This window comes from Variovorax sp. GW821-FHT10B04 (assembly GCF_059415645.1).
On record NZ_JBWKNQ010000003.1, the window covers coordinates 593,424 to 614,117 of the forward strand.

Consider the following 20,694-nt stretch of genomic DNA (forward strand, 5'->3'; position numbering starts at 1 on the left):
CCGCAGATCGTGCCAGCGTGATGGCAAGGACGATCGCTCCAGCCACATCCAGCGCCGGCGAGCCCCTGCAGGCCCGCTCAAATTCAACAGCATCAAGGACTGGAAGTCCAAACAGACCTCCAGTCGACCCTCGCTGGAGGACGGTACATCGGACAGCGACCATCCCTGCCCGTCGAAATACAGCGACTTTTCGGCAGCGGATGCTGCGCGGCCGGACACTAGCTGACGGGCCGATCCAGCCGCCACAACGATCGAAAGAGCGAGCACCGCAGTGCGCCAACCCGACATGCCGCCCGCGAATCCCGCTCCGGCGGCACACGCCACACCACCGCACCAAAGCGCGATGATCCAGCGGCAGGCCAAGCGCGAGCGCCCCACCGGGTAGCTCACCGACGGGGCGCTGTGCATGAAAGGCAGGAAATCAAACGCGTTTGAACACCAGCGTGCCGTTGGTACCACCAAAGCCGAAGTTGTTCTTCACAGCGACATCGATCTTCACGTCACGTGCCTCGTTGGCGCAATAGTCCAAGTCGCACTCGGGGTCCTGGTTGAAGATGTTGATCGTCGGCGGGCTCTTCTGGTGGTACACCGCGAGCGTGGTGAAGACCGATTCGATGCCTCCGGCACCACCCAGCAGATGGCCTGTCATGGACTTGGTGGAGTTCACGACAAGCTTCCTGGCATGGTCGCCGAACGCGAGCTTGATCGCGTTCGTCTCGTTGAGGTCACCGATCTGCGTCGACGTGCCGTGCGCGTTGAGGTAGCTCACCTCGTCGGCATTGACGCCCGCATTGGCCAGCGCCAGCGCCATCGAACGGCGCGGGCCATCAACGTCGGGGGCCGTCATGTGATACGCATCGCCAGTCAGGCCGAAGCCCGACACTTCCGCGTAAATCTTGGCGCCACGGGCCTTGGCATGTTCGTACTCTTCGAGCACCAGCACACCAGCGCCTTCCCCGAGCACGAAGCCATCACGGTCCTTGTCCCACGGACGAGAAGCCGTGGCAGGGTCGTCGTTGCGAGTGCTCAGGGCACGAGGCGCAGTGAAGCCCCCAATGCCCAGCGGAGAAATCGTGGACTCGGCACCGCCGGCGATCATCACGTCGGCATCACCGTATTCAATCATTCGGGCCGATATGCCGATGGCATGCAAGCCCGTGGTGCAAGCAGTCACGACAGCGAGGTTGGGGCCTTTGAAACCATACCGGATCGAGACGTGGCCGGAGATCATGTTGATGATCGAAGCCGGCACGAAGAACGGCGACACACGGCGCGGCCCGCGACTCATCAGCTCGCCATGCGTTTCCTCGATCATCGGCAGACCGCCGATGCCGGAACCGATGTTGCAACCGATGCGGACGGCTTGTTCATAGGACAACGCATCGCCAGTAGGCAACCCGCTGTCCTGCACGGCCTGCACCGCTGCGGCCAACCCCAGATGAATGAAGCGGTCCATGTGACGCGCTTCCTTCTCCGAGATGTATTGGGTGATGTCGAAACCCTTGACCTCACCGGCGAACTTGCAGGCAAATGCGCTTGCATCAAACGCTGTGATGTTCGCAATGCCCGATTTTCCGGCCAATAGATTCGCCCAGGACTCTTCTACAGAGTTCCCGACGGGGGCCAAGCAACCGAGCCCAGTGACAACGACACGGCGTTTGGTCATGCCGGCATACCTTTCTGGAAGCGCTGAAGTCGACGCCCTTCGCACGTGGACACATAAGCCACGAGCTGGAGCGGGATTTCAACGTACGGCCTGATCAGGCCTTTTGATTCTTGGTGGCGTAGTCGACAGCGTTTTGCACCGTCGTGATCTTCTCTGCGTCTTCGTCAGGGATCTCGATGCCGAATTCGTCTTCCAGTGCCATCACGAGTTCGACCGTGTCGAGCGAGTCGGCGCCGAGGTCGGCCACGAATGCTTTTTCGTTGGTGACTTGCGACTCTTCAACGCCGAGTTGCTCGGCAATGATCTTTTTGACACGTGCTTCGATATCGCTCATTTTGTTCCCTCTGGGGGTTGTAAAGAATCGGTGGATTTTAACTGGCCGGCGTGAGGCATTTGCCCCACCCGCCGTACGGGGAAAAAGGACGCGTCACAGACGCTACATGTGCATGCCGCCGTTGACGTGCAGTTCCTGGCCTGTCACGTAAGCGGCTTGCGGCGATGCGAGATAGGAGACCGCATGCGCGATGTCCGCCGGCTTGCCCAGATGGCCCAGCGGGATCTGCTGCAGCAAGGCCTGCTGTTGGGCTTCGGGAAGGCTGGCCGTCATGTCGGTTTCGATGAAACCAGGCGCCACGCAGTTGACGGTGATGTTGCGGCTGCCCAGTTCGCGCGCCAACGCGCGTGTCATGCCGGCAACGCCCGCCTTGGCGGCTGCGTAATTGGCCTGGCCTGCATTGCCTGCGGCACCGACCACGCTGGTGATGCTGATGATGCGCCCATAGCGCTGCTTCATCATCGGACGGATCACTGCTCTCGACATGCGGAAGACGCCCTTGAGGTTGGTGTCGAGCACCGCATCCCAATCGGCATCCTTCAGACGCATGGCGAGCATGTCGCGCGTGATGCCTGCGTTGTTGACCAGCACATGCAGTGCGCCATGCGTCTTGACGATGTCGTCGACGAGCGCCTCCAGCGCGGCGCCATCGTTGACATCGAGCGCAACGCCGCGGCCATCATGGGCGGCAAGTGCGGTCGTGATCTTGGCGGCACTGTCGGGCGTCGTACCGGTCCCGATGACCTTCAGGCCGCGCTGTGCGAGTTCGAGCGCAATGGCGGCACCGATACCACGCGAGGCGCCCGTGACCAGAGCGATTTGACCTTCGAATTTGGGAATGCTCATGACGAAGCGCTGAGGAGTTGACGGGTATCGGCCAAGGTCGCCGGATCGTAGATGGAAGCGGCAGCCACCTCGGGCGCGATGCGCTTGGCCATTCCGGCCAGCACCTTGCCAGGACCGCATTCGACGATCGCCTCGACACCGCGCGCACGCAATGCCTGCACACTTTCGACCCAGCGCACCGGTCCCGCCGCCTGGCGTACCAGCGCATCACGGATGCGATCCGCATCGACCTCGATGGCAACATCGATGTTGTTCACCACCGGTATCTGCGGCGCGGCGAACGTCACCGACGCTAGCCGCTCGCGAAGCGCTTCTGCGGCCGGCTTCATCAGGCTTGAATGAAAGGGCGCCGAAACGGGCAGCAACAACGCGCGCTTGGCGCCGTTGGCCTTCAAGACTTCGCAGGCCTTGTCGACCGCCGCCTTGCTCCCAGCGATCACCGTCTGCAGGGGATCATTGAAATTGACGGCCTCGACCACTTCGGCGCTGCCTGGACCGAAGGTCGCGGTGGCATCGGCGCAACCGGCCACGACCTTGGCCGCATCCATGCCGAGCACGGCGGCCATCGCACCGACGCCGACCGGCACCGCCTGCTGCATGGCCTGCGCGCGAAAACGAACCAATGGCGCAGCCTGTGCGAGCGAGAGGACGCCCGAGGCGATCAGCGCCGAATATTCGCCGAGCGAGTGACCGGCGACCACGGTCGGCTTGTCGCCACCTTCAGCGAGCCACGCCCGCCAAGCGGCCACGCCTGCCACCAGCATCACGGGTTGGGTGTTGGTGGTCAGCGCGAGTTGCTCTTTGGGGCCATCGTGGATCAGCGCCGCGACGTCTTCGTCCAGCGCGTCCGAAGCTTCACGCAGCGTCTCGACAACGGCCGGATGATCGCCCCAGGCGTCGAGCATGCCGACCGCCTGCGAACCTTGTCCGGGAAAGACAAAAGCAAAAGATTTCATGGTGTTCTTCTTATCTATCGGCGACAGCTGCGGCACGGTGAGGTGCCCCAGGCCTGTCTACAGATTCAGGAGCACGGCGCCCCAGGTGAAGCCGCCGCCCACGCCTTCGAGCATGAGCGTGTCGCCCTTCTTCACCTTGCCGCTGCGCACCGACTCGTCGAGCGCAAGCGGGATGGACGCGGCGGACGTATTGCCATGCTCGTGCACCGTCACGATCAATTTCTCGCGAGGCAGCTTCAGCTTCTTGGCCGTACCTTCCATGATGCGGATATTGGCCTGATGCGGAATCAACCAATCGATGTCGGCGTCGGTCTTGCCTGCCTTTTCGAGCGTGGCGCGCGCAGCCTCTTCGAGTACGCGGACCGCCAGCTTGAATACCGCCTGGCCGTCCATGTGAAGCAGTGGCGTACCGGACACCTGACCGCCCGATACGTGGCCCGGGACACACAGGATACCGACATGCTTTCCGTCGGCATGCAGATCACTGGCCAGGATGCCAGGCTCGTCGCTCGCTTCGAGCACGACTGCGCCAGCGCCGTCGCCGAACAGCACACAGGTTGTACGGTCGTTGAAGTCGAGAATGCGCGAAAAAACCTCGGCGCCAATCACCAATGCGCACTTCGCAGAGCCGGTCTTGATCATCGCATCGGCGACGGTCAGCGCGTACACGAAGCCGCTGCAGACGGCCTGCACGTCGAAGGCCGGGCAACCAGCGATGCCCAGCTTGTGCTGAAGAATCGCGGCGGAAGATGGGAACACCATGTCCGGCGTCGATGTCGCAACCACGATCAGATCGATCTCGTTGGCATTGCGGCCTGCGGCCTCCAGCGCTTTGCGCGAAGCCTCCAGGGCGAGATCGCTGCTGTTGACATCCGGCGCAGCAAAATGACGAGCGTGGATACCGGTGCGCTCCACGATCCACTGATCGGAAGTTTCGATACCACGCTCGGCAAGGTCGCGTGCCAGATCGTCATTGCTGACGCGGCGCGGCGGCAAGTAACTGCCGGTGCCGGTGATGCGTGAAAAGCGTGAGGAAAAAGTCATCAAGCGTGAAGCGCCGCGGCATCGGCCGGCGCCGCCGATTCCTGACGCGCCAACAAAGGCGCGGCGTGGGCGATGCGGGCCCGCACGCGATCGAGCAGGTTGTTGCGAGCGGCATCATAAGCGCGATCCAACGCGTGTCCGAATGCCAGCTCATCCGCCGAGCCATGGCTTTTGAAAACCAGTCCACGCAGGCCGAGAAGAGCGGCGCCGTTGTAGCGACGGTGATCAAGTCGACTTTTAAGCGCTTTTAGAACAGGATAAGAAACGATCGCAGCAAATTTGCTGAAGATCCCGTTCGAATACTCTGCTCGCAGGAAATCCACGATCATGGAAGCCACGCCTTCGGAAGCTTTCAACGTGACATTGCCCACAAACCCGTCGCACACCACGATATCGGTCGTTCCCTTGAAGATATCGTTGCCTTCTACATTGCCATAGAAGTTCAGATCCTGCGACTTGCCCGCAGCTCGCAGCAGTTGTCCGGCTTTTTTGATGGTTTCGCTGCCTTTGATGGCCTCTTCACCCACATTCAGCAAGCCCACGGACGGCGACTCATTGCCCGTCAATGCCGACACGAGTGCAGAACCCAGGACCGCGAACTGCAACAGATCTTCCGCGTCGCAATCGACATTGGCGCCCAGATCAAGAACGGTCGTTGCCCCGCCCTTTGCGTTGGGCAGCTGCGGCGCAATGGCAGGACGGTCGATGCCTTCCATCGTTTTCAGCAGATAACGTGCGATTGCCATCAATGCGCCCGTGTTGCCGGCGGATATGGCGGCCTGCGCCTTTCCATCCTTGACTTGCTGGATGGCAACGCGCATCGAGGAATCCTTCTTCTTGCGAAGAGCAATCTCGATCGAATCGTCCATATCAACGACTTCGCTCGCACCGATCACCGTGGCGCGCGGATGGTTGAAATCGCCCAGCGCATCCGGCATGCCGACCAACACCAGTGCCGCGTCCGGATGGCGTTCCAGAAACGCGCGGCAGGCAGGCAGCGTGATGCGGGGACCGTGATCACCTCCCATGCAATCCACGGCAAGCGTGATCACGGAAGGCGCGGACGCAGGAAAAGTCGGCGAGACCATCAAAACAAAGGCCCGACGCTACTGCAAGCGTAGCTTCGGGCCTCGGCCTTGGGTTGCTGGATCAGGCTTCGGACTTGTTTTTCAAGACCTGACGACCACGATAGAAGCCGTTCGGGCTGATGTGGTGACGCAGGTGGGTTTCGCCGGTGGTCGGCTCGACAGCGATGCCCGGCACGACCAGAGCATTGTGCGAACGGTGCATGCCGCGCTTCGACGGCGACTTCTTGTTTTGTTGGACGGCCATGATGGCTCCTGGAAAATTCGGTTGGGTGGGCGGGCATGCGAGGCAGCATCAAAAGCTCGGCAGATGTTGGAGACCGAACTTCGACGGCGGCGCGCGCGAAGCCCATGATTATAGCGCGACCAGCGGCACTGCGCCAGCCCGCCCGGTCTGGGCGCTCATTCGGACTTGCGCGGACGCAATGAGCCCAGTACCGCAAACGGATTGGGCCGCTCTTCTTCCGCCGCCTCGAAGGCCGGGTCAGCGACCGACAGCCGCACGGGCTCCGGACAAACGTCGTGCGTCGGCGTGATGGGAATGTCCATCAGCAATTCGTCCTCGATCAATGCATGAAGATCGAATTCCCTGCTCGTCACCAGCACATCCTCATCGGACAGCTCGTCTTCCGCAGCGGCCGTTTCCTCATCGGCGGCAAACCGAAACCAGCGATCGACCTCGAGCGTCGCATCGACCGGCGACAGGCAACGCTGACAGACCAACGGCAGCGTCGTGGCAGCCTGAAGATGCAGCCAAGCCTGCACCGATCCATCCGCACCGCCCCGGTCGTCGCCCTGCGCTTCCCACTGGACAGTGGCATCGGGCGCGGGCACTGCGAGCTCTGCGCTCAGGCGGCGGTAGTTCTGAAGCGGGTCGGCTGCGGCCAACGTGGCGGCGGCCTCGGCGAAGGCACGGATGTCGAGCCGTGCGGGCGTGAATTCTCTTTTCATCCCGGCCAGTCTAAACCTCTCGCGCACAATCTCCGCCCATGCAACGCCCCTTGATTCTTGCCTCGACCTCCCGCTATCGCCGAGAACTGCTGCAGCGCCTGCGACTGCCCTTCGACGTGCACGCCCCTGAAGTCGATGAAACCCCGCTTCCGGGCGAAACGCCGGCCCGGCTCGCGCAGCGCCTGGCGCTCGAGAAAGCCCGCGCTGTCGCATCGCGCTTCCCGGACGCGGTCGTCATCGGCTCCGACCAGGTCGCCGATCTTGCGGGCGAGCCGCTCGGCAAGCCCGGCGACCACATTCGCGCTACCGCCCAGCTCCAGCGCATGCGCGGCCAGACGCTGATATTCCAGACGGCGGTGGCGGTGGTCTGCCAATCCAGCGGATTCGCCGAGCAGGATCTGGCACCGGTGCGCGTGGTCTTTCGCGACCTCAGTGATGCAGCGATCGAGAGCTACCTGCGCGCCGAACAGCCGTACGACTGCGCAGGCAGCGCCAAGAGCGAGGGCCTCGGCATCGCCTTGCTCGAGGCCATCGACAGCGACGACCCGACCGCCCTGATCGGCCTGCCGCTGATCCGAACCTGCCGGATGCTGCGCGCCGCGGGCGTTGAACTGCTGTGAGTACGGGCAAGCTTTATCTCGTGCCGGCGCCACTGGACTTCGGCTGCGACGACCAGGCGCCGCTGCAGGATGCGCTGCCGCTCGGCACGCTGCAGATCGCCGCGGGGATCACGCACTGGATCTGCGAAAACGCCAAGTCTGCGCGCGCCTACCTGAAACGCATCGACGCGGTCGTGCCGCTGGCCGCGCCACTGCAGTCGCAGCAGATCCATGAATTGCCGCGCGAAGTGCACAAGAAGGGCGACCATGCCGGCCAGTTCGACGCTCGCCCCTTGCTGGCGGCGGCGCTGGAAGGACACGCCGTCGGGTTGCTCAGCGAAGCCGGCATGCCAGCCGTGGCGGATCCGGGCTCGTCGGTGGCACGCGCCGCGCACGATCTCGGGATTGCCGTCGTCCCGCTCACCGGACCGGTCTCGCTGCTGCTGGCACTCGCGGCCAGCGGCCTCAACGGCCAGAATTTTGCGTTCGTCGGCTACCTGCCTCAGGATGCGGATGCGCGCACCCAGCGAATCCGCGAATTGGAAGCGCTCGCCCTGCGCACAGGCCAGACACAGCTCTTCATCGAGACGCCGTACCGCAATGCGACGCTGCGGCAGGCGCTGACGAGCACGCTGCAGCACAACACGCGGCTCGCCGTGGCACGCGGCCTCACGCTGGGCAGTGCAGACGTCCAGAGCAGGACGGTCAAGGCATGGCGCACTTCAGCACCGCCTACGGACGATCGCCTGCCGGCGGTCTTCGCGATCGGGCGCTGAACTTTTGACGGCCACAACCAACCCGGTCTCGGCGCGCACACGCTGGGCCTCCCGCGCGCTGTTCTTCTGCTCGGGATTCATCTTCGCGACCTGGGGCGTGCACATCCCCACGGTCAAGGCGCACTATGGCATCGACGAGGCCGCGCTCGGCCTGGCGATGCTCGCTGCGGGCTTCGGCGCCCTGCTCGGCCTGAGCCAGGCCGGCCGCTGGATCGGGCATCATGGCGCACGTCGCGTTGCAGGCCTCTGCGGCACGGTGTATGCCGTACTGCTCGGAGGAATCGTGCTGATGCCGAACTACGGCGCGCTGCTCGCGCTGCTGGCGATGTTCGGGCTCGTGACAAGCGTGTTCGACGTCGCCATCAACACCGAAGCGGCGCAACTCGAGCTGCGGGGTGGCCAGCCGCTGATGAGCGGCATGCACGGCATGTTCAGCCTCGGCGGCATGGCCGGTGCCGTCACGGGCGGTGCGGCACTGGCCGCCGGGCTGCCGCCACAGCAGCACCTGTGGCTGGTCGCCGCGGCGATGGCCCTCGCCGTGGCATGGGCCGCCACTGCCATGCTGCCGCGCTGGGCGACGGCGTCGAGCCACACCGACAACGGCTTCCGGTTGCCGCGCGGGGCGCTCGCCATGCTCGGGCTGCTGGCAGCGCTGGGCCTGATCGCCGAAGGCGCGATCTACGACTGGAGCGTGCTTTATCTGCAACAGGAACTCGGCAGCTCGCAGCAAAAGGCCGCGCTGGCCTACGCCAGCTTCTCCGCAGCAATGGCCGCCGCCAGATTCGGCGGCGATGCCATGCGCGCCCGGTTTGCACCCGCCACGCTGCTGCGCGGCAGCGCCCTGCTCGCGGCGCTGGCGATGACGCTCGTGCTGTTCACAGGGACGCCCTGGGTCGCCCTGCTCGGTTTTGCCGGCGTTGGGGTGGGTTTCGCGAATGTGGTGCCGATCCTGTTCGCGGCCTCGGCGCGCGTGCCAGGCGTGGATCCGGCGCGCGGCATTGCGTCGGTATCGGCCGCGGCCTATCTGGGGTTCATGGCCGGGCCGCCGGCCATCGGCCTGTTGGCGCGCGCCATGTCACTGACGCTGGCGCTCAGCGTGGTGGTGATTTTTGCGTTGGCGCTCGCAGCCTCAGCACGCCACGCGGCGGCGCGCTGAGGAAAACGGCCGATCGATCGAGCCGCCGAGCCGCCTTCCGCGCCGGCTGACGCCGATCAGCGCAAGGCCGGCAGCGTACGCAGCGCGCCGACCGTGCCCTCGCCGATCGCCGCGCCGAACTTCTTCGCCAGCTTCTCGGCGACATTGTCGCGACGCGTGTAATCGATGACGTCTTCCGCCTTCACGACCTCGCGGGCGACGAAGTCCACGTTGCCCAGCTGATCGGCCAAGCCGAGTTCGACGGCCTGCTGGCCACTCCAGAAGAGCCCGCTGAACAGGCCTGGCGTGTCCAGCTTCAGCCGGTCGCCGCGCCCAGCCTTCACGACATCGATGAACTGCGTGTGGATCTGGTCGAGCATCTTCTGCGCATGCGCGCGCTGCGCGTCGCTCATCGGGCTGAATGGATCCAGGAAGCCCTTGTTCTCACCGGCCGTGAGCAGCCGCCGCTCGACACCGACCTTTTCCATCAGGCCGGTGAAGCCGAAGCCATCCATCAGCACGCCGATGCTGCCGACGATGCTGGCCTTGTCGACGTAGATCTTGTCGGCCGCGGCGGCAATGTAATAGGCGGCCGAGGCGCAGGTCTCCTCCACCACGGCGTAGACCGGCTTGTTGTGCTTGGCCTTCAGGCGCTTGATCTCGTCATTGATGATGCCTGCCTGCACCGGGCTGCCGCCAGGCGAATTGATCAGCAGGATCACGGCCTTGGCACCTTCGTCCTCGAAGGCAGTCTTCATGGCGGCCACCACGAATTCGGCGCTGGCATCGCCGCCGTTGGCGATCTCGCCCTTGATCTCGACGAGGGCCGTGTGTGCAGTGGTCTTGGCCGTGCTCGGCGCCGCGCGGGACATCACGGCCCATGCAAGGAAGATGAAGAAGACCAGCCAGCAAAGACGCACGAAGGTCTTCCAGCGACGCGTGGCGCGCTGCTCGCGCAATGCGGAGAACGCCAGCTTTTCGAGCGTCGCGCGCTCCCAGCCGGCTTGCGATGTGGGGTCGTTTTTGGCCATGGATGGTGCGCCTGCGGGCGCGGAAGAAAGAGGGGCGGCGCGCTCGAAAGGCTCGAAGCCCTCGGGTTCGGTACGCGTGGGGTCGGTCATTCAGAAGGCCAGGGGTTGGAGGTTCCAGTCAGTATGCCAGTGCACCACACCGTCACGTTCCGTGAGGGCGATCTTCACCAGTCCGCCGCGACAGGGGCCGCCCGCGCATTCGCCGGTATCCGGCGCGTACGCCGCACCGTGCGTGGCGCACAACAGCCATTGCCCGGAATCATCGAAGAAGCGGTCGGGCTGGAAGTCCATTTCCATCGCCACGTGGGTGCATCGATTCAGGTAGGCGTGCGGCGACCCGTCGTAACGCACGGCGAAGGCGCGGCAGGTTTCGCCACCGTAGACCACATCGAACGGAACGGCTCGACCGCCCTCGGCGAGGTCGGCCGCATTGCACAGGGGAATCTGTTCACTCACGACGGAACGCTCCAGCGGATTCACTCAGGCATTGTCGAGCAGCCAGGCGCTCAGGTCTTCCACAGAATGAGCGATGTGCAACGGCTTCAGCACGTCGAAACTGGCCGGCTCGTGCGCGCCATAGCTCACGCCGACGCTGGCGCAACCCGCGTTGAGCGCCAGTTGCAGGTCGTGCGTGGTGTCGCCGATCATCAGCGTGCGTTCGGCCGGCACATCCAATTCCTCCATCAGCTCCAGCAGCATGCGCGGATGCGGCTTGCCTTGGGTTTCGTCCGCGGTACGTGAGGCGTCGAAACGCTCTCGCAACGCCGAGCTGGCCAGCACCTCGTTCAGGCCCCGGCGCGACTTGCCGGTCGCCACCGCGAGCAGATGGCCGCGAGCCCGGAGGGCTTCGAGCATCTCCAGCACGCCATCGAACAGCACCAGGTCGTCCTGATGCTTCAGATAGTGATAGCGGTAGCGCGCGCCCAGTTCAGGGTATTTCTCCTTCGGCACGTCCGGCGCGGCACGGGCCAGCGCCTCGCCAAGGCCCAGGCCAATGACCCAGGCGGCATCGCGCTCGGTCGGCTGGGCGCCGCCGACGTCGACGACCGCCAGCTGGATGCAGCGCGCGATGAGCCGCGTCGAGTCGAACAAGGTGCCGTCCCAGTCGAAAGCGATCAGGTCAAAGCGGCGGGCAGAGTTGTCAGTCATGGTGTGGGGTCGTGGGTGATGCGGCGAGCGCGTCGCGCAGATTCTTCGGAACGAGCACTTCGAGTTCGGGTGGAAGGCCGGCTTGCAGCGCAACGCGCTTGCCGCCAACGGGATGATTGAACTGCAGTCGCCAGGCATGCAGGAACATGCGCTTCAGGCCGAGCTTCTGCAACTGCCTGTTGCGCTCGAAGGCGCCGTACTTGTCGTCGCCCGCGATCGCATGGCCGGCTGAAGCCAGGTGCACGCGGATCTGGTGCGTGCGCCCGGTCTTGATGGTGACGGCCAGCAGCGACATGGGCTGCGTGTCGCCCGGCAGCGTCAGGCTGCCGACCACGCGCACCAGTGTGATGGCGCGCATCGCGTCGGGATGATCCTTGGCGACCACGCGCACACGGCGCTCGCCCGGCTCGCTCGAACCCGCTACGCCAGGCAACAGGTATTTGGCCAGCGGCGCGTCCAGCACTTTCCGATTGGCCGGCCAGACACCATCGACCAGCGCCAGATAGGTCTTGCCGGTCTCTCGCTCGCGAAACTGGTCCTGCAAGGCCGTGAGCGCGCTGCGTTTTTTTGCGACCAGCAACACGCCCGAGGTTTCACGGTCCAGCCGGTGCACCAGTTCGAGGAATTTCACGCCCGGCCGCGCCGTACGCAATTGCTCGATCACGCCAAAGCTGACACCGCTGCCGCCGTGCACGGCGACGCCGGCCGGCTTGTCGATGGCGAGCATCACGTCGTCCTCGAGCAGCAACGGGAATTCGCGCCCGGGCGCGGGCGGCGTGGCGCCCTCCTCCGAACGCGCGGCCACGCGAACCGGCGGCAGGCGCAACACATCGCCGGGCTCGAGCCGGCTGTCGGCCTGCGCACGGCCCTTGTTGATGCGCACCTCGCCCGACCGGATGATCCGGTAGACGTGGGTCTTTGGAACGCCTTTCAGATGGCGGAACAGGAAATTGTCCAGTCGCTGACCTGCCGAATCGTCATCGACTGTCAAAAAACGGACTTCTGCCGCCGAGGGCTCAGGCTTCGCACCTATAATGTTTTTCACCAGCGCGTTTCTGTAAGTGCTTGATTAAACAGAAGTTTAGAGCACCACCGAAAGCGCTGTGAGGTCGATGCCGCTTTGGTGCCCCACCTGCAAACCCCGCGCTCCAGCGCAAAGTGGCAGGTCGGATGTCCGAGTCAAGCCGACGCCCACGAAACACCGATACGGAATACCCAGCCGGCAGGCTTCAATCTGCCGGCGGATCGAAGCGAGTCCACTTGTGTTGATGCTGCTGGTTCGAATATGTCTGCGTTGCCTCCACTGGCTGTTGCCAGCGGCCCGCGGCATTGAACCGCCCGCAGCGCGCGCTACCCCTGCGCACCCGGCCATCACCCACCTGGCCAATCGACACCACATCGGGCTCGCACCCATCCACGCCCCCCCACCCTTGCTGTCCTTGGGCTGACGCCCGAGACGGCTGCGCGCAGATCGCGCTGCAGCCAAGACATCCTGGAACAGCGGCAATTCCCCCTCGTTTCACAGGCGTCGTCCGTGCATCGTTGGCCCGTCATGGGCCGGTTCGAACGCATACCTATAAGGACAACGCATCATGAAGCGGATGTTGATCAACGCCACGCAGCCGGAAGAGCGCCGCCTGGCCATCGTCGACGGGCAGAAGCTCCTCGACTACGAAATCGAAATCGAAGGGCGCGAACAGCGCAAGGGCAATATCTACAAGGCGGTCGTGACACGCGTCGAGCCCTCGCTCGAAGCCTGCTTCGTCGACTACGGCGAAGACCGCCACGGCTTCCTGCCGTTCAAGGAAATCTCCAAGCAGTACTTCGCCGAAGGCGTGTCGGCCAGCCAGGCCCGCATCCAGGACGTGATCCGCGAAGGCCAGGAACTGGTCATCCAGGTCGAGAAGGAAGAACGCGGCAACAAGGGCGCCGCCCTGACGACCTTCATCTCGCTGGCCGGCCGCTACGTCGTGCTGATGCCGAACAACCCGCGTGGCGGCGGCGTCTCGCGCCGCATCGAAGGCGACGACCGCGCCGAGCTCAAGGAGGCGATGGACCAGCTGGAGTACCCGAAGGGCGCCAGCATCATCGCCCGCACCGCCGGCATCGGCCGCTCGGCACCCGAGCTGCAATGGGACCTGAACTACCTGCTCAAGCTCTGGAGCGCCATCGACGGCGCAGCCAAGGGCGGCAAGGGCGCCTTCCTGATCTACCAGGAATCGTCGCTCGTCATCCGCGCCATCCGTGACTACTTCAATCACGACATCGGCGACATCCTGATCGACACCGACGACATCTACGAACAGGCGCAGCAGTTCATGGCGCACGTCATGCCCGAGCATGCCGCCCGCGTGAAGCGCTATCGCGACGACGCGGCGCTGTTCAGCCGCTTCCAGATCGAGCACCAGATTGAATCGGCCTACGCCCGCACCGTGCAGCTGCCCTCGGGCGGCGCGATCGTGATCGACCACACGGAAGCGCTGGTCTCGGTCGACGTGAACTCGGCTCGCGCCATCAAGGGCGGCGACATCGAGGAAACCGCGACCCGCACCAACCTCGAAGCCGCCGACGAAGTGGCCCGCCAGATGCGTCTGCGCGACCTGGGTGGCCTGATCGTCATCGACTTCATCGACATGGACGAGTCCAAGAACCGCCGCGAAGTCGAAAGCCGCCTGCGCGACGCGCTGCGCCAGGACCGTGCCCGCGTGCAGTTCGGCTCGATCAGCAAGTTCGGCCTGATGGAAATGAGCCGCCAGCGCCTGAAGCCGGCACTCAGCGAAGGCTCGTCGATCCCCTGCCCGCGTTGCGGCGGCTCCGGCCACATCCGCGACACCGAATCGAGCGCGCTGCAGATCCTGCGGATCATCCAGGAGGAGTGCCTGAAGGACAACACGGCCGCCGTGCACGTGCAGGTGCCGGTCGAAGTCGCCTCGTTCCTGCTCAACGAGAAGCGCCCCGAAATCGCCAAGATCGAGCTCAAGCAGCGCGTCACCGTGCTGATGGTGCCGAACAAGACCTTCGAGACGCCGCACTACAAGCTCGAGCGCCTGAAGCACGACGACCCGCGTCTCGATCACATCGCCGCCAGCTACAAGATGGCCGAAGACCTGGACAACACGACGTCGGTCACGCGCCGCTCGCAGGAGCCGACCAACAAGCAGACGCCGGTGATCAAGGGCGTGCTGCCCGACGCTCCCGCGCCGGTCGTCGTGCCCAAGCCCGAAGCCGTGCGCCAGCCTGTGGCAGCGCCCGCACCAGCTCCTGTCGCAGCGCCTGCTCCAGTTGCCGCACCGGCACCCGCGGAAGCCGGCTTCATGGGCTTCATCAAGAAGCTTTTCGGCCTGGCCCCCTCGGCTGCACCCGCGCCGGCACCTTCGGCAATCCCGGTGGAAGCACCGAAGCCGATGCGCCGCGATGGTCGCCCGTCCCGTGACGGCGAAGCTCGCAGCCCGCGCGATGGCGACGCACGCCGCGGTGGACGCAACGGCGAAGGCCGCGGTGAAGCACGCGGCGCCGATGGCCGCAACACCGAAAGCCGCGGTGGACGCGGCGAAGGCCAGGGCCGCGACGGTGGCCGCAATGGCCGCTCGGGTGAGCGCCGCGACACGCGCGAAGGCCGTGGCACGGAAGTCCGCGCCGACGCTGCGGTGCGTGAACCACGCGAACAACGCGAAGGCCGTGGCCCGCGCGACGGCGAGGCACGCCGCAATGGTCGCGGCCCGCGCGAAGGCGAAGCTCGCCCGGTGTCGCTCGACGCGGCAGCCGTGAACGCCACCGAAGCATCGGCCCAGACCGCACTGGCGGACGACGGCCAGACCGAGCGCACGCCACGCCCGCGCCGTGAACGCGGCGAACGCACGGAACGCCCCGAGCGCAGCGAACGCGGCGCCGAAGGCACGCGCGAACGCAGCGAACCGAACGACAGCGCCCCGACGACTTCGGTCTACGCCGAACGGGCCCAGCGTGAAGAGCGCGCGCCACGTGAAGACCGTGCACTTCGCGAAGAGCGGGCACCCCGTGAAGAGCGGGCACCGCGCGGTGAACGTCGCGAACGGCGCCCTGACGCCGCACCGGGTACCGATGGCGTTTCGCAGTCGGCACCGCTCGAAGCCGCATCGGCCGTCGACGCTGATGTCGGCAGCGATGGTGTGCAGGGCGCCGAGGCCGCGCCGCGCCGGGACGGCGAAGAGCCGCGCCGCGGACGCTCACGCGACCGTTATGGCCGTGACCGCCGCGAGCGCGCACCGCGCGAAGAAGGCGATGCGGCCGCGCCAGCAGCACCCGCTGTCGTTGCAGAAGCGGGCGAGCAGGCCGCCGTTGAACCCATCGCGCCGGCCGTCGCCGCAGCGCCTGTCGTGGCCGAAACCGCCGCAGTTGCAGCTGCGCCGGCTCCTGTCGCTGCATCGGTGGCTCCGGCTGCGCCCGCTCCGGTCGCACGCACCGAGCGGCCGGTTGAACGACCGGCCACAGTGGCACCGAAGGCTGTTGAATCGGTCGTCAGCAAGCGCGCACTGCCCAAGGTGCAAGCCTTCGAGCTGCCGCTGGCGGAACTCGCTCAAGTGGCTGAAGGCTCGGGCCTGCAATGGGTGAACTCCAACCCGGAGCGCATCGCGCAAGCTCGCGCTGCCATTGCGGCAGAGGTGAAGCCGGCGCATGTGCCGCGCGAACGCCCGCCAGCGATCGTGATTGACGAGGGCCCGCTGGTCCTGGTGGAAACGCGCCGCAGCCTGTCCGGCATGACGCTGCCCTTCGAGAAGACGACCGAAGGCGCGGACGCATCGGCGCAGTAAGCACGCTGGAACATGCAAGACGGAGAGAGGGCAACGCACCTTCTCCACCTTGCTGCAAAAAGACAAGCCGGCCCTGTGCCGGCTTTTTTTGCGAGGAAATATGGTGATCGCCGGGGAAGAAGGATCGCCAAAGCCATGCAGCGATGTGCGGCGAGACCGCGGCCGCCTCGACTCTGGGCCCGGTGATCAGCAACCAGGCGAGCCCGCACTCGCCCCGGGTCCGACTCCGGTCAGGCGGCAATGCCGGCCTGAGCTGCGCGCTTCCAGGCAATGGCTGCCTGCTCTGCGTCGCCACGATCCTCGGCCAGCTGAGCCAACGCCAGCCATGCGCGCCGATAAAGCCCGATGTCCTGCAGCCCCATGCCGGCCTGGGCCAACAACTGCTGCGCCTTGCCCCACAGCTGGCGCTTCACGCAGGCCATGCCGGCCAGATATTGCAGATTGGCGTCGCGCGGGTTGCTCCGCTGTGCCGCCTCGATGCGCGCCAGCCAATCGGCGTCGACGGAATCGAGGCCGGCCTCCAAGGCGTTCACGAGCTTGACGCGCAATGCGTCCGTGAGCTCATGCGGTCGCGATGCCAGGATCTCCCACACGGGCAACAGCCAGCTGCGCGCGAGCGCCAGATCGCCATGCAGCGACACCATGCGCTGGGCAGCCTGGATCGCGACCTCGGCCATCTCGCGCTCGGCAGGTTCGAGCTCGCCCCAGGCACGGATCAGTTGCGCCGGATCGTGCGCACCCGACAACAACTCGGTCGCCAGACCACGCACGATGCTGTGTGCCGCGCTCGGCGAAAAGGCGCGGTGCTTGGCCAGCATCCGCGCTGTTTCCAGCGCCTCCAGCGTGCGCCGGTCCTGGCGTGCCGCCTTGAGGCGCAGACGCAACGCCAACGTGCGCCGCTGTGCGCCCTGCGGCAGTTCCTGCAGGCGTGCCAGCGCGGCGGCGGCGTCGCGGTCTTCCAGCGCCCAGCGCGCCGAACGCAGTTGCACGCCTTCACGGACACCGGACTGCAATGCGCTGCGATCGGTGCTCTCGTTCAAGGCAAGCTGCAGATGGGCATCGCGCGCCGCGCGGTCCTGCAAGGCCTGCGCGCTCTCGGCTGCCAGCAGATGCGACAGCACGCGCACCTGCTGCGCCTGAGGCAGGTCCACATTCATCGAATGCAGCGTGCGCTCCTGCACCAGCGCCGCCTGCGCGGCCTTGCCCGCACGGGAGAAGCGACCCGCCAGCAGTTGAGCGATCGCGTCGAGGATCGAGGCGTTCAGCGCACGCTCTTTCTGCTGCATGCGCCATTGGCGTGCCTGGTGCGGCAAGGAAAACAGTGCGGCGAGCGCGCGCAATGCCACGTGCAACAGCACGAACATCGCGATCACCAGCACGAGGACCAGATTCAGGGACAGGTCGACGCGCCAGGGCGGCCAGAACACGGTGATGGTGCCCTGGTTATTGCCTGCGAACAGCGCCACTGCGGCTGCAATGCCGAAGAGCGCGAGAAGCCAGAGAGCAGCGCGCATGGATCAGCGCCCGGCAGCGGCGGTGGCCAGTGCCGCGAGCGTTTCGTCGATGCGTGCGGGCGCGGTGGCCTTCACCAACAGCTGCAGTTGCTGCAACAGCGTGGCCGCGCTCTGGACCCTGCGCGAAGCAGGATCGAAGTAGCGATTCAGCGCGGTGGACACCGCGCCAAGTTCGGCGCGTGCCGTGTCGACCTGGCGCGACAGCAGCGCGAGCCGCGCACTCAACAGCTTCAGCTTGAGGTTCTCATGCAGGAAGAAAGTCTGGTCCGGCGCGAGCAGGACCGCATCGGGTTGTTCGATGCGGCCGACGCGCAGCAATGAACGCGCCTCACCGCGCACGGCCAGCAGAAAACGCTGCCACCACGGCGCATCGGCCGGCACCGGCTCCGCCTGCCAGCCATTGAAGCTGCCGCCGCGTGCGGCCACGGCATTGAGTGCGGGCAGATCGTCGATGCCGCGCATCAATTCGTCGAGCTTCTGGAGCGCTTCGGCGCTGTCGCCGTTGGCACCGGCGCGCAGCCGGTCGGCATCGCGCTGCATCGCACGCTGCAGCGGCGCAAGACGCGGCTGAGCGGCACGCGAGACACGCAGATCGCCGGCCCGCAAGGCCGCAAGCAGCGGCTCGATGTTGCCGGTCACCTCGGCCTGCTGAAGGGCCAGCCGCACAGCCGATTCGATGTCGACCACCAGGTTCTCGTCGCGCGAGCGCGACAGACTCTGCATGAGCTCTTCGAGCTGGGCGCGCTGCAACGAGACTTCGGCGAGGCGTGTTTCGTGGAGCGCGACGCGGGCCGCCGTGTCCCGCACCATTTCACTGGCCTGGCGCGCCAGCGTGCGCGCCTCGGTGGACTGGGCGATGGCGTCGGCACTCTGCCGCGCCAGTTGCTCCTGCATGCCGTTCACGCGTTGCCACAACACCAGCGCAAGCACCAACGCCACCACGGCGAACAGCGTCAACAGGCCCAGCGCGATACGCGACAGCAGGAGGGAGGCGGCAGCATGGGACGTCTGCAGCGTGGCCGGCACGGGCGCTCGCGGTGCAGGCTCCGGCGTGGTGTGATCGGTCGGGGAAGCAGCACTCATCCGAGGGATTCTATCGACGCCACCAGCGCAGGCAGGGCCGGCAGGCTGACGTGAACAGCGCCAAAACCGGCGCCGCGCGCGGCCTGCGCGATGCGGGCGTGCGTGACCACGGCGGTGGCGGCTTGCCAGTGCAGATCGGGCGCCGCATGGCACAGGTTGCCGATCGCTTCGGAACTGCTGAAGAGCCACAGCGCCCGCCCCGCAGCGCCTTCGGCGGCCAGATGCCGACCGGCCCCGTCGAGCGGAGGTGGAAGCCGCCTGTAAGCGACCACGGTGTCGACCCGGCCACCTGCAGCAGATATCTCGCGGGCCAGCCAGTCGCGGCCCGACGGCCGCCCCTCGGCATCGCCACCCCGCACGACGAGCACGCGCACGCCTGATCGAACCTGTGGACGGACGTGCGACCAGAGCGCCTCGGAGTCGAACTGCGCCGCATCCTCCGGCGGCATGTCGATCGATTCGGCCGCAACGCCGGCCTGGCGCAGCGCACGCGCCGTGCCCGGACCGGTGGCCCAGCATCGCAAGGACGCCGGCATGGCCATCGCTCCATCGAAGAAATGCACCACGGCGGCGGCACTCACGAACATCAGCGCCCCATAGTCGCGCAGGCGGTCGCGCGCCTGCTGCAGCGCACTCGCGTCGCTCACCGGCTGGATCAGGATCAGCGGCAGCGGCACGGCGTCGAAGCCGGCCGCGCACAGCGCATCGACCCAGCGTGCCGACTCCTGTGCCGGACGTGTGACGATCACTCGCCGCGGAGCCATCTAGCGTGCGCCAGCCTCGCGCAATCGCTGCGCCGCCAGCTCACCGAGCGCCTGCGCGGAAGCGAAATCGCCCGCATCGCCCGTGCAATCGATGCGCAGCAGCGCAGCGCCACCCTCCGGGTCGCCCCAGGCCGCGTCGACGCGCAGTGCGCCATCGGGCTGCCAGCGCGCGTGCGCCGCGAGCGGCATCGAGCAACTGCCGCCCATCGCACGGCTGACCGCGCGTTCGGCCGTGGCAACCAGCCAATCGGTGGCATGCGCGAGCGGCGCCAGCAGGTCGATCAGATCCTGCCGGTCGGCACGCACCTCGATGCCGAGCGCGCCCTGCCCTGCGGCGGGCAGCATCGTGTCGGGATCGAAGGCCACGCGGATGCGGTTTTCCAGCCCGAGCCGCTTGAGGCCCGCGGCCGCCAGCACGATCGCGTCGTAGTGGCCTTCGTCGAGCTTGCGCAGCCGCGTATCGAGGTTGCCGCGCAACGGCTCGATGCGCAGGTCGGGTCGCAACGCGCGCAGCAGGACGACGCGGCGCAGGCTCGATGTACCGACCACTGCGCCCCGAGGCAAGGCGTCGAGCGACTCGTACGCAGGCGACACCAGCGCGTCGCGCGGGTCCTCCCGTTCCAGCACGCAGCCGAGCGTGAAGCCCTCGGGCAACTCCATCGGGACGTCCTTGAGGGAATGCACGGCGATGTCGGCACGCCCCTCTTCGATGGCGAGTTCGAGTTCCTTGACGAACAGGCCCTTGCCGCCGACCTTGCTGAGGGTGCGGTCGAGGATCTGGTCGCCGCGGGTGGTCATGCCCAGCAGGCTGACCGTGTGGCCTCTTTCTTGCAGCAGCGCCTTCACATGCTCGGCTTGCCAGAGGGCCAGGCGGCTTTCGCGCGTGGCGATCACGATGTTGCTCAAGGCCGTTTTCCAGGTGTGACTAAGACCCGCGGGATGCTAGCATGTTGCGCCGCAGCAACGCTGTG

The 20,694-nt window shown here is 66.0% G+C and carries 20 protein-coding genes; 4 read left to right on the forward strand and 16 right to left on the reverse strand.

The annotated features are described in order from the left end of the window. Positions 1-421 precede the first annotated feature (421 nt). The 8 genes from fabF to AC07PZ_RS11055 form a co-directional block, all read right to left on the reverse strand. On the reverse strand, positions 422-1,666 hold the full coding sequence (gene fabF / locus AC07PZ_RS11020) for a beta-ketoacyl-ACP synthase II (RefSeq protein ID WP_495295091.1): 1,245 nt from the start codon (positions 1,664-1,666) through the stop codon (positions 422-424). 94 nt (positions 1,667-1,760) lie between these two features. Beyond that, positions 1,761-2,000, reverse strand: coding sequence for an acyl carrier protein (acpP, locus tag AC07PZ_RS11025; protein ID WP_007830471.1), 240 nt, complete (start codon positions 1,998-2,000; stop codon positions 1,761-1,763). Between the two features lie 102 nt (positions 2,001-2,102). Beyond that, positions 2,103-2,846, reverse strand: coding sequence for a 3-oxoacyl-ACP reductase FabG (gene fabG / locus AC07PZ_RS11030; RefSeq protein WP_495295092.1), 744 nt, complete (start codon positions 2,844-2,846; stop codon positions 2,103-2,105). Beyond that, complete coding sequence (fabD, locus tag AC07PZ_RS11035) at positions 2,843-3,802, reverse strand: ACP S-malonyltransferase (protein WP_495295093.1); 960 nt, start codon at positions 3,800-3,802, stop codon at positions 2,843-2,845. The genes fabG and fabD overlap by 4 nt, the downstream gene beginning before the upstream one ends. A 57-nt stretch (positions 3,803-3,859) precedes the next feature. After that, the gene (locus tag AC07PZ_RS11040; RefSeq protein WP_495295094.1) at positions 3,860-4,846 is read right to left on the reverse strand and encodes a beta-ketoacyl-ACP synthase III; all 987 of its coding nucleotides are present in this window, start codon (positions 4,844-4,846) and stop codon (positions 3,860-3,862) included. After that, positions 4,846-5,898 carry a phosphate acyltransferase PlsX gene (gene plsX, locus AC07PZ_RS11045; RefSeq protein ID WP_495295095.1) on the reverse strand — a complete coding sequence of 351 codons (1,053 nt, stop codon included), beginning with the start codon at positions 5,896-5,898 and terminating at the stop codon, positions 4,846-4,848. Before plsX ends, AC07PZ_RS11040 begins: the two co-directional genes overlap by 1 nt. Positions 5,899-5,995: 97 nt before the next feature. Continuing rightward, the gene (gene rpmF, locus AC07PZ_RS11050) at positions 5,996-6,178 is read right to left on the reverse strand and encodes a 50S ribosomal protein L32 (RefSeq protein ID WP_007830466.1); all 183 of its coding nucleotides are present in this window, start codon (positions 6,176-6,178) and stop codon (positions 5,996-5,998) included. A 155-nt stretch (positions 6,179-6,333) separates the two neighbouring features. Next, positions 6,334-6,882: a YceD family protein gene (locus AC07PZ_RS11055; protein ID WP_495295174.1), complete on the reverse strand. Its 549-nt coding sequence runs from the start codon at positions 6,880-6,882 to the stop codon at positions 6,334-6,336. Positions 6,883-6,920: 38 nt separating this feature from the next. Here AC07PZ_RS11055 and AC07PZ_RS11060 point away from each other — a divergent pair, with 38 nt between their 5' ends. From AC07PZ_RS11060 to AC07PZ_RS11070, 3 genes are read left to right on the forward strand one after another with little or no spacing between them, the layout of a single operon-like run. Continuing rightward, positions 6,921-7,502 (forward strand): Maf family nucleotide pyrophosphatase, encoded by a 582-nt coding sequence (locus tag AC07PZ_RS11060; protein ID WP_495295096.1) that lies wholly within the window; start codon positions 6,921-6,923, stop codon positions 7,500-7,502. After that, on the forward strand, positions 7,499-8,257 hold the full coding sequence (locus tag AC07PZ_RS11065; RefSeq protein WP_495295097.1) for an SAM-dependent methyltransferase: 759 nt from the start codon (positions 7,499-7,501) through the stop codon (positions 8,255-8,257). The genes AC07PZ_RS11060 and AC07PZ_RS11065 overlap by 4 nt, the downstream gene beginning before the upstream one ends. Before the next feature lie 4 nt (positions 8,258-8,261). Then, complete coding sequence (locus AC07PZ_RS11070) at positions 8,262-9,413, forward strand: MFS transporter (RefSeq protein ID WP_495295098.1); 1,152 nt, start codon at positions 8,262-8,264, stop codon at positions 9,411-9,413. Positions 9,414-9,469: 56 nt separating this feature from the next. Here AC07PZ_RS11070 and AC07PZ_RS11075 read toward each other — a convergent pair whose 3' ends face one another. The 4 genes from AC07PZ_RS11075 to AC07PZ_RS11090 are packed head-to-tail and all read right to left on the reverse strand — an operon-like array spanning position 9,470 to position 12,617. Next, entirely contained in the window at positions 9,470-10,513 is a 1,044-nt protein-coding gene (locus tag AC07PZ_RS11075) for a S49 family peptidase (protein WP_495295099.1), read from the reverse strand. Continuing rightward, a complete protein-coding gene (locus AC07PZ_RS11080; protein ID WP_495295100.1) occupies positions 10,514-10,879 on the reverse strand; it encodes a Rieske (2Fe-2S) protein in 366 nt (121 codons plus the stop codon). Between the two features lie 24 nt (positions 10,880-10,903). Beyond that, positions 10,904-11,572, reverse strand: coding sequence for an HAD family hydrolase (locus AC07PZ_RS11085; RefSeq protein WP_495295101.1), 669 nt, complete (start codon positions 11,570-11,572; stop codon positions 10,904-10,906). Next, a complete protein-coding gene (locus AC07PZ_RS11090; protein ID WP_495295102.1) occupies positions 11,565-12,617 on the reverse strand; it encodes an RluA family pseudouridine synthase in 1,053 nt (350 codons plus the stop codon). The genes AC07PZ_RS11085 and AC07PZ_RS11090 overlap by 8 nt, the downstream gene beginning before the upstream one ends. A 547-nt stretch (positions 12,618-13,164) precedes the next feature. Here AC07PZ_RS11090 and AC07PZ_RS11095 point away from each other — a divergent pair. After that, entirely contained in the window at positions 13,165-16,362 is a 3,198-nt protein-coding gene (locus AC07PZ_RS11095; RefSeq protein WP_495295103.1) for an Rne/Rng family ribonuclease, read from the forward strand. Positions 16,363-16,592: 230 nt separating this feature from the next. On the opposite strand, the gene AC07PZ_RS11100 is transcribed toward AC07PZ_RS11095, so the two are convergent. The 4 genes from AC07PZ_RS11100 to hemC are packed head-to-tail and all read right to left on the reverse strand — an operon-like array spanning position 16,593 to position 20,629. Next, positions 16,593-17,876: a heme biosynthesis protein HemY gene (locus tag AC07PZ_RS11100; protein ID WP_495295104.1), complete on the reverse strand. Its 1,284-nt coding sequence runs from the start codon at positions 17,874-17,876 to the stop codon at positions 16,593-16,595. A gap of 3 nt (positions 17,877-17,879) precedes the next feature. Continuing rightward, entirely contained in the window at positions 17,880-18,959 is a 1,080-nt protein-coding gene (locus AC07PZ_RS11105; protein ID WP_495295105.1) for a uroporphyrinogen-III C-methyltransferase, read from the reverse strand. Continuing rightward, positions 18,956-19,723: a uroporphyrinogen-III synthase gene (locus AC07PZ_RS11110; protein WP_495295106.1), complete on the reverse strand. Its 768-nt coding sequence runs from the start codon at positions 19,721-19,723 to the stop codon at positions 18,956-18,958. The genes AC07PZ_RS11105 and AC07PZ_RS11110 overlap by 4 nt, the downstream gene beginning before the upstream one ends. After that, entirely contained in the window at positions 19,724-20,629 is a 906-nt protein-coding gene (hemC, locus tag AC07PZ_RS11115; protein ID WP_495295107.1) for a hydroxymethylbilane synthase, read from the reverse strand. Positions 20,630-20,694: the final 65 nt, after the last annotated feature.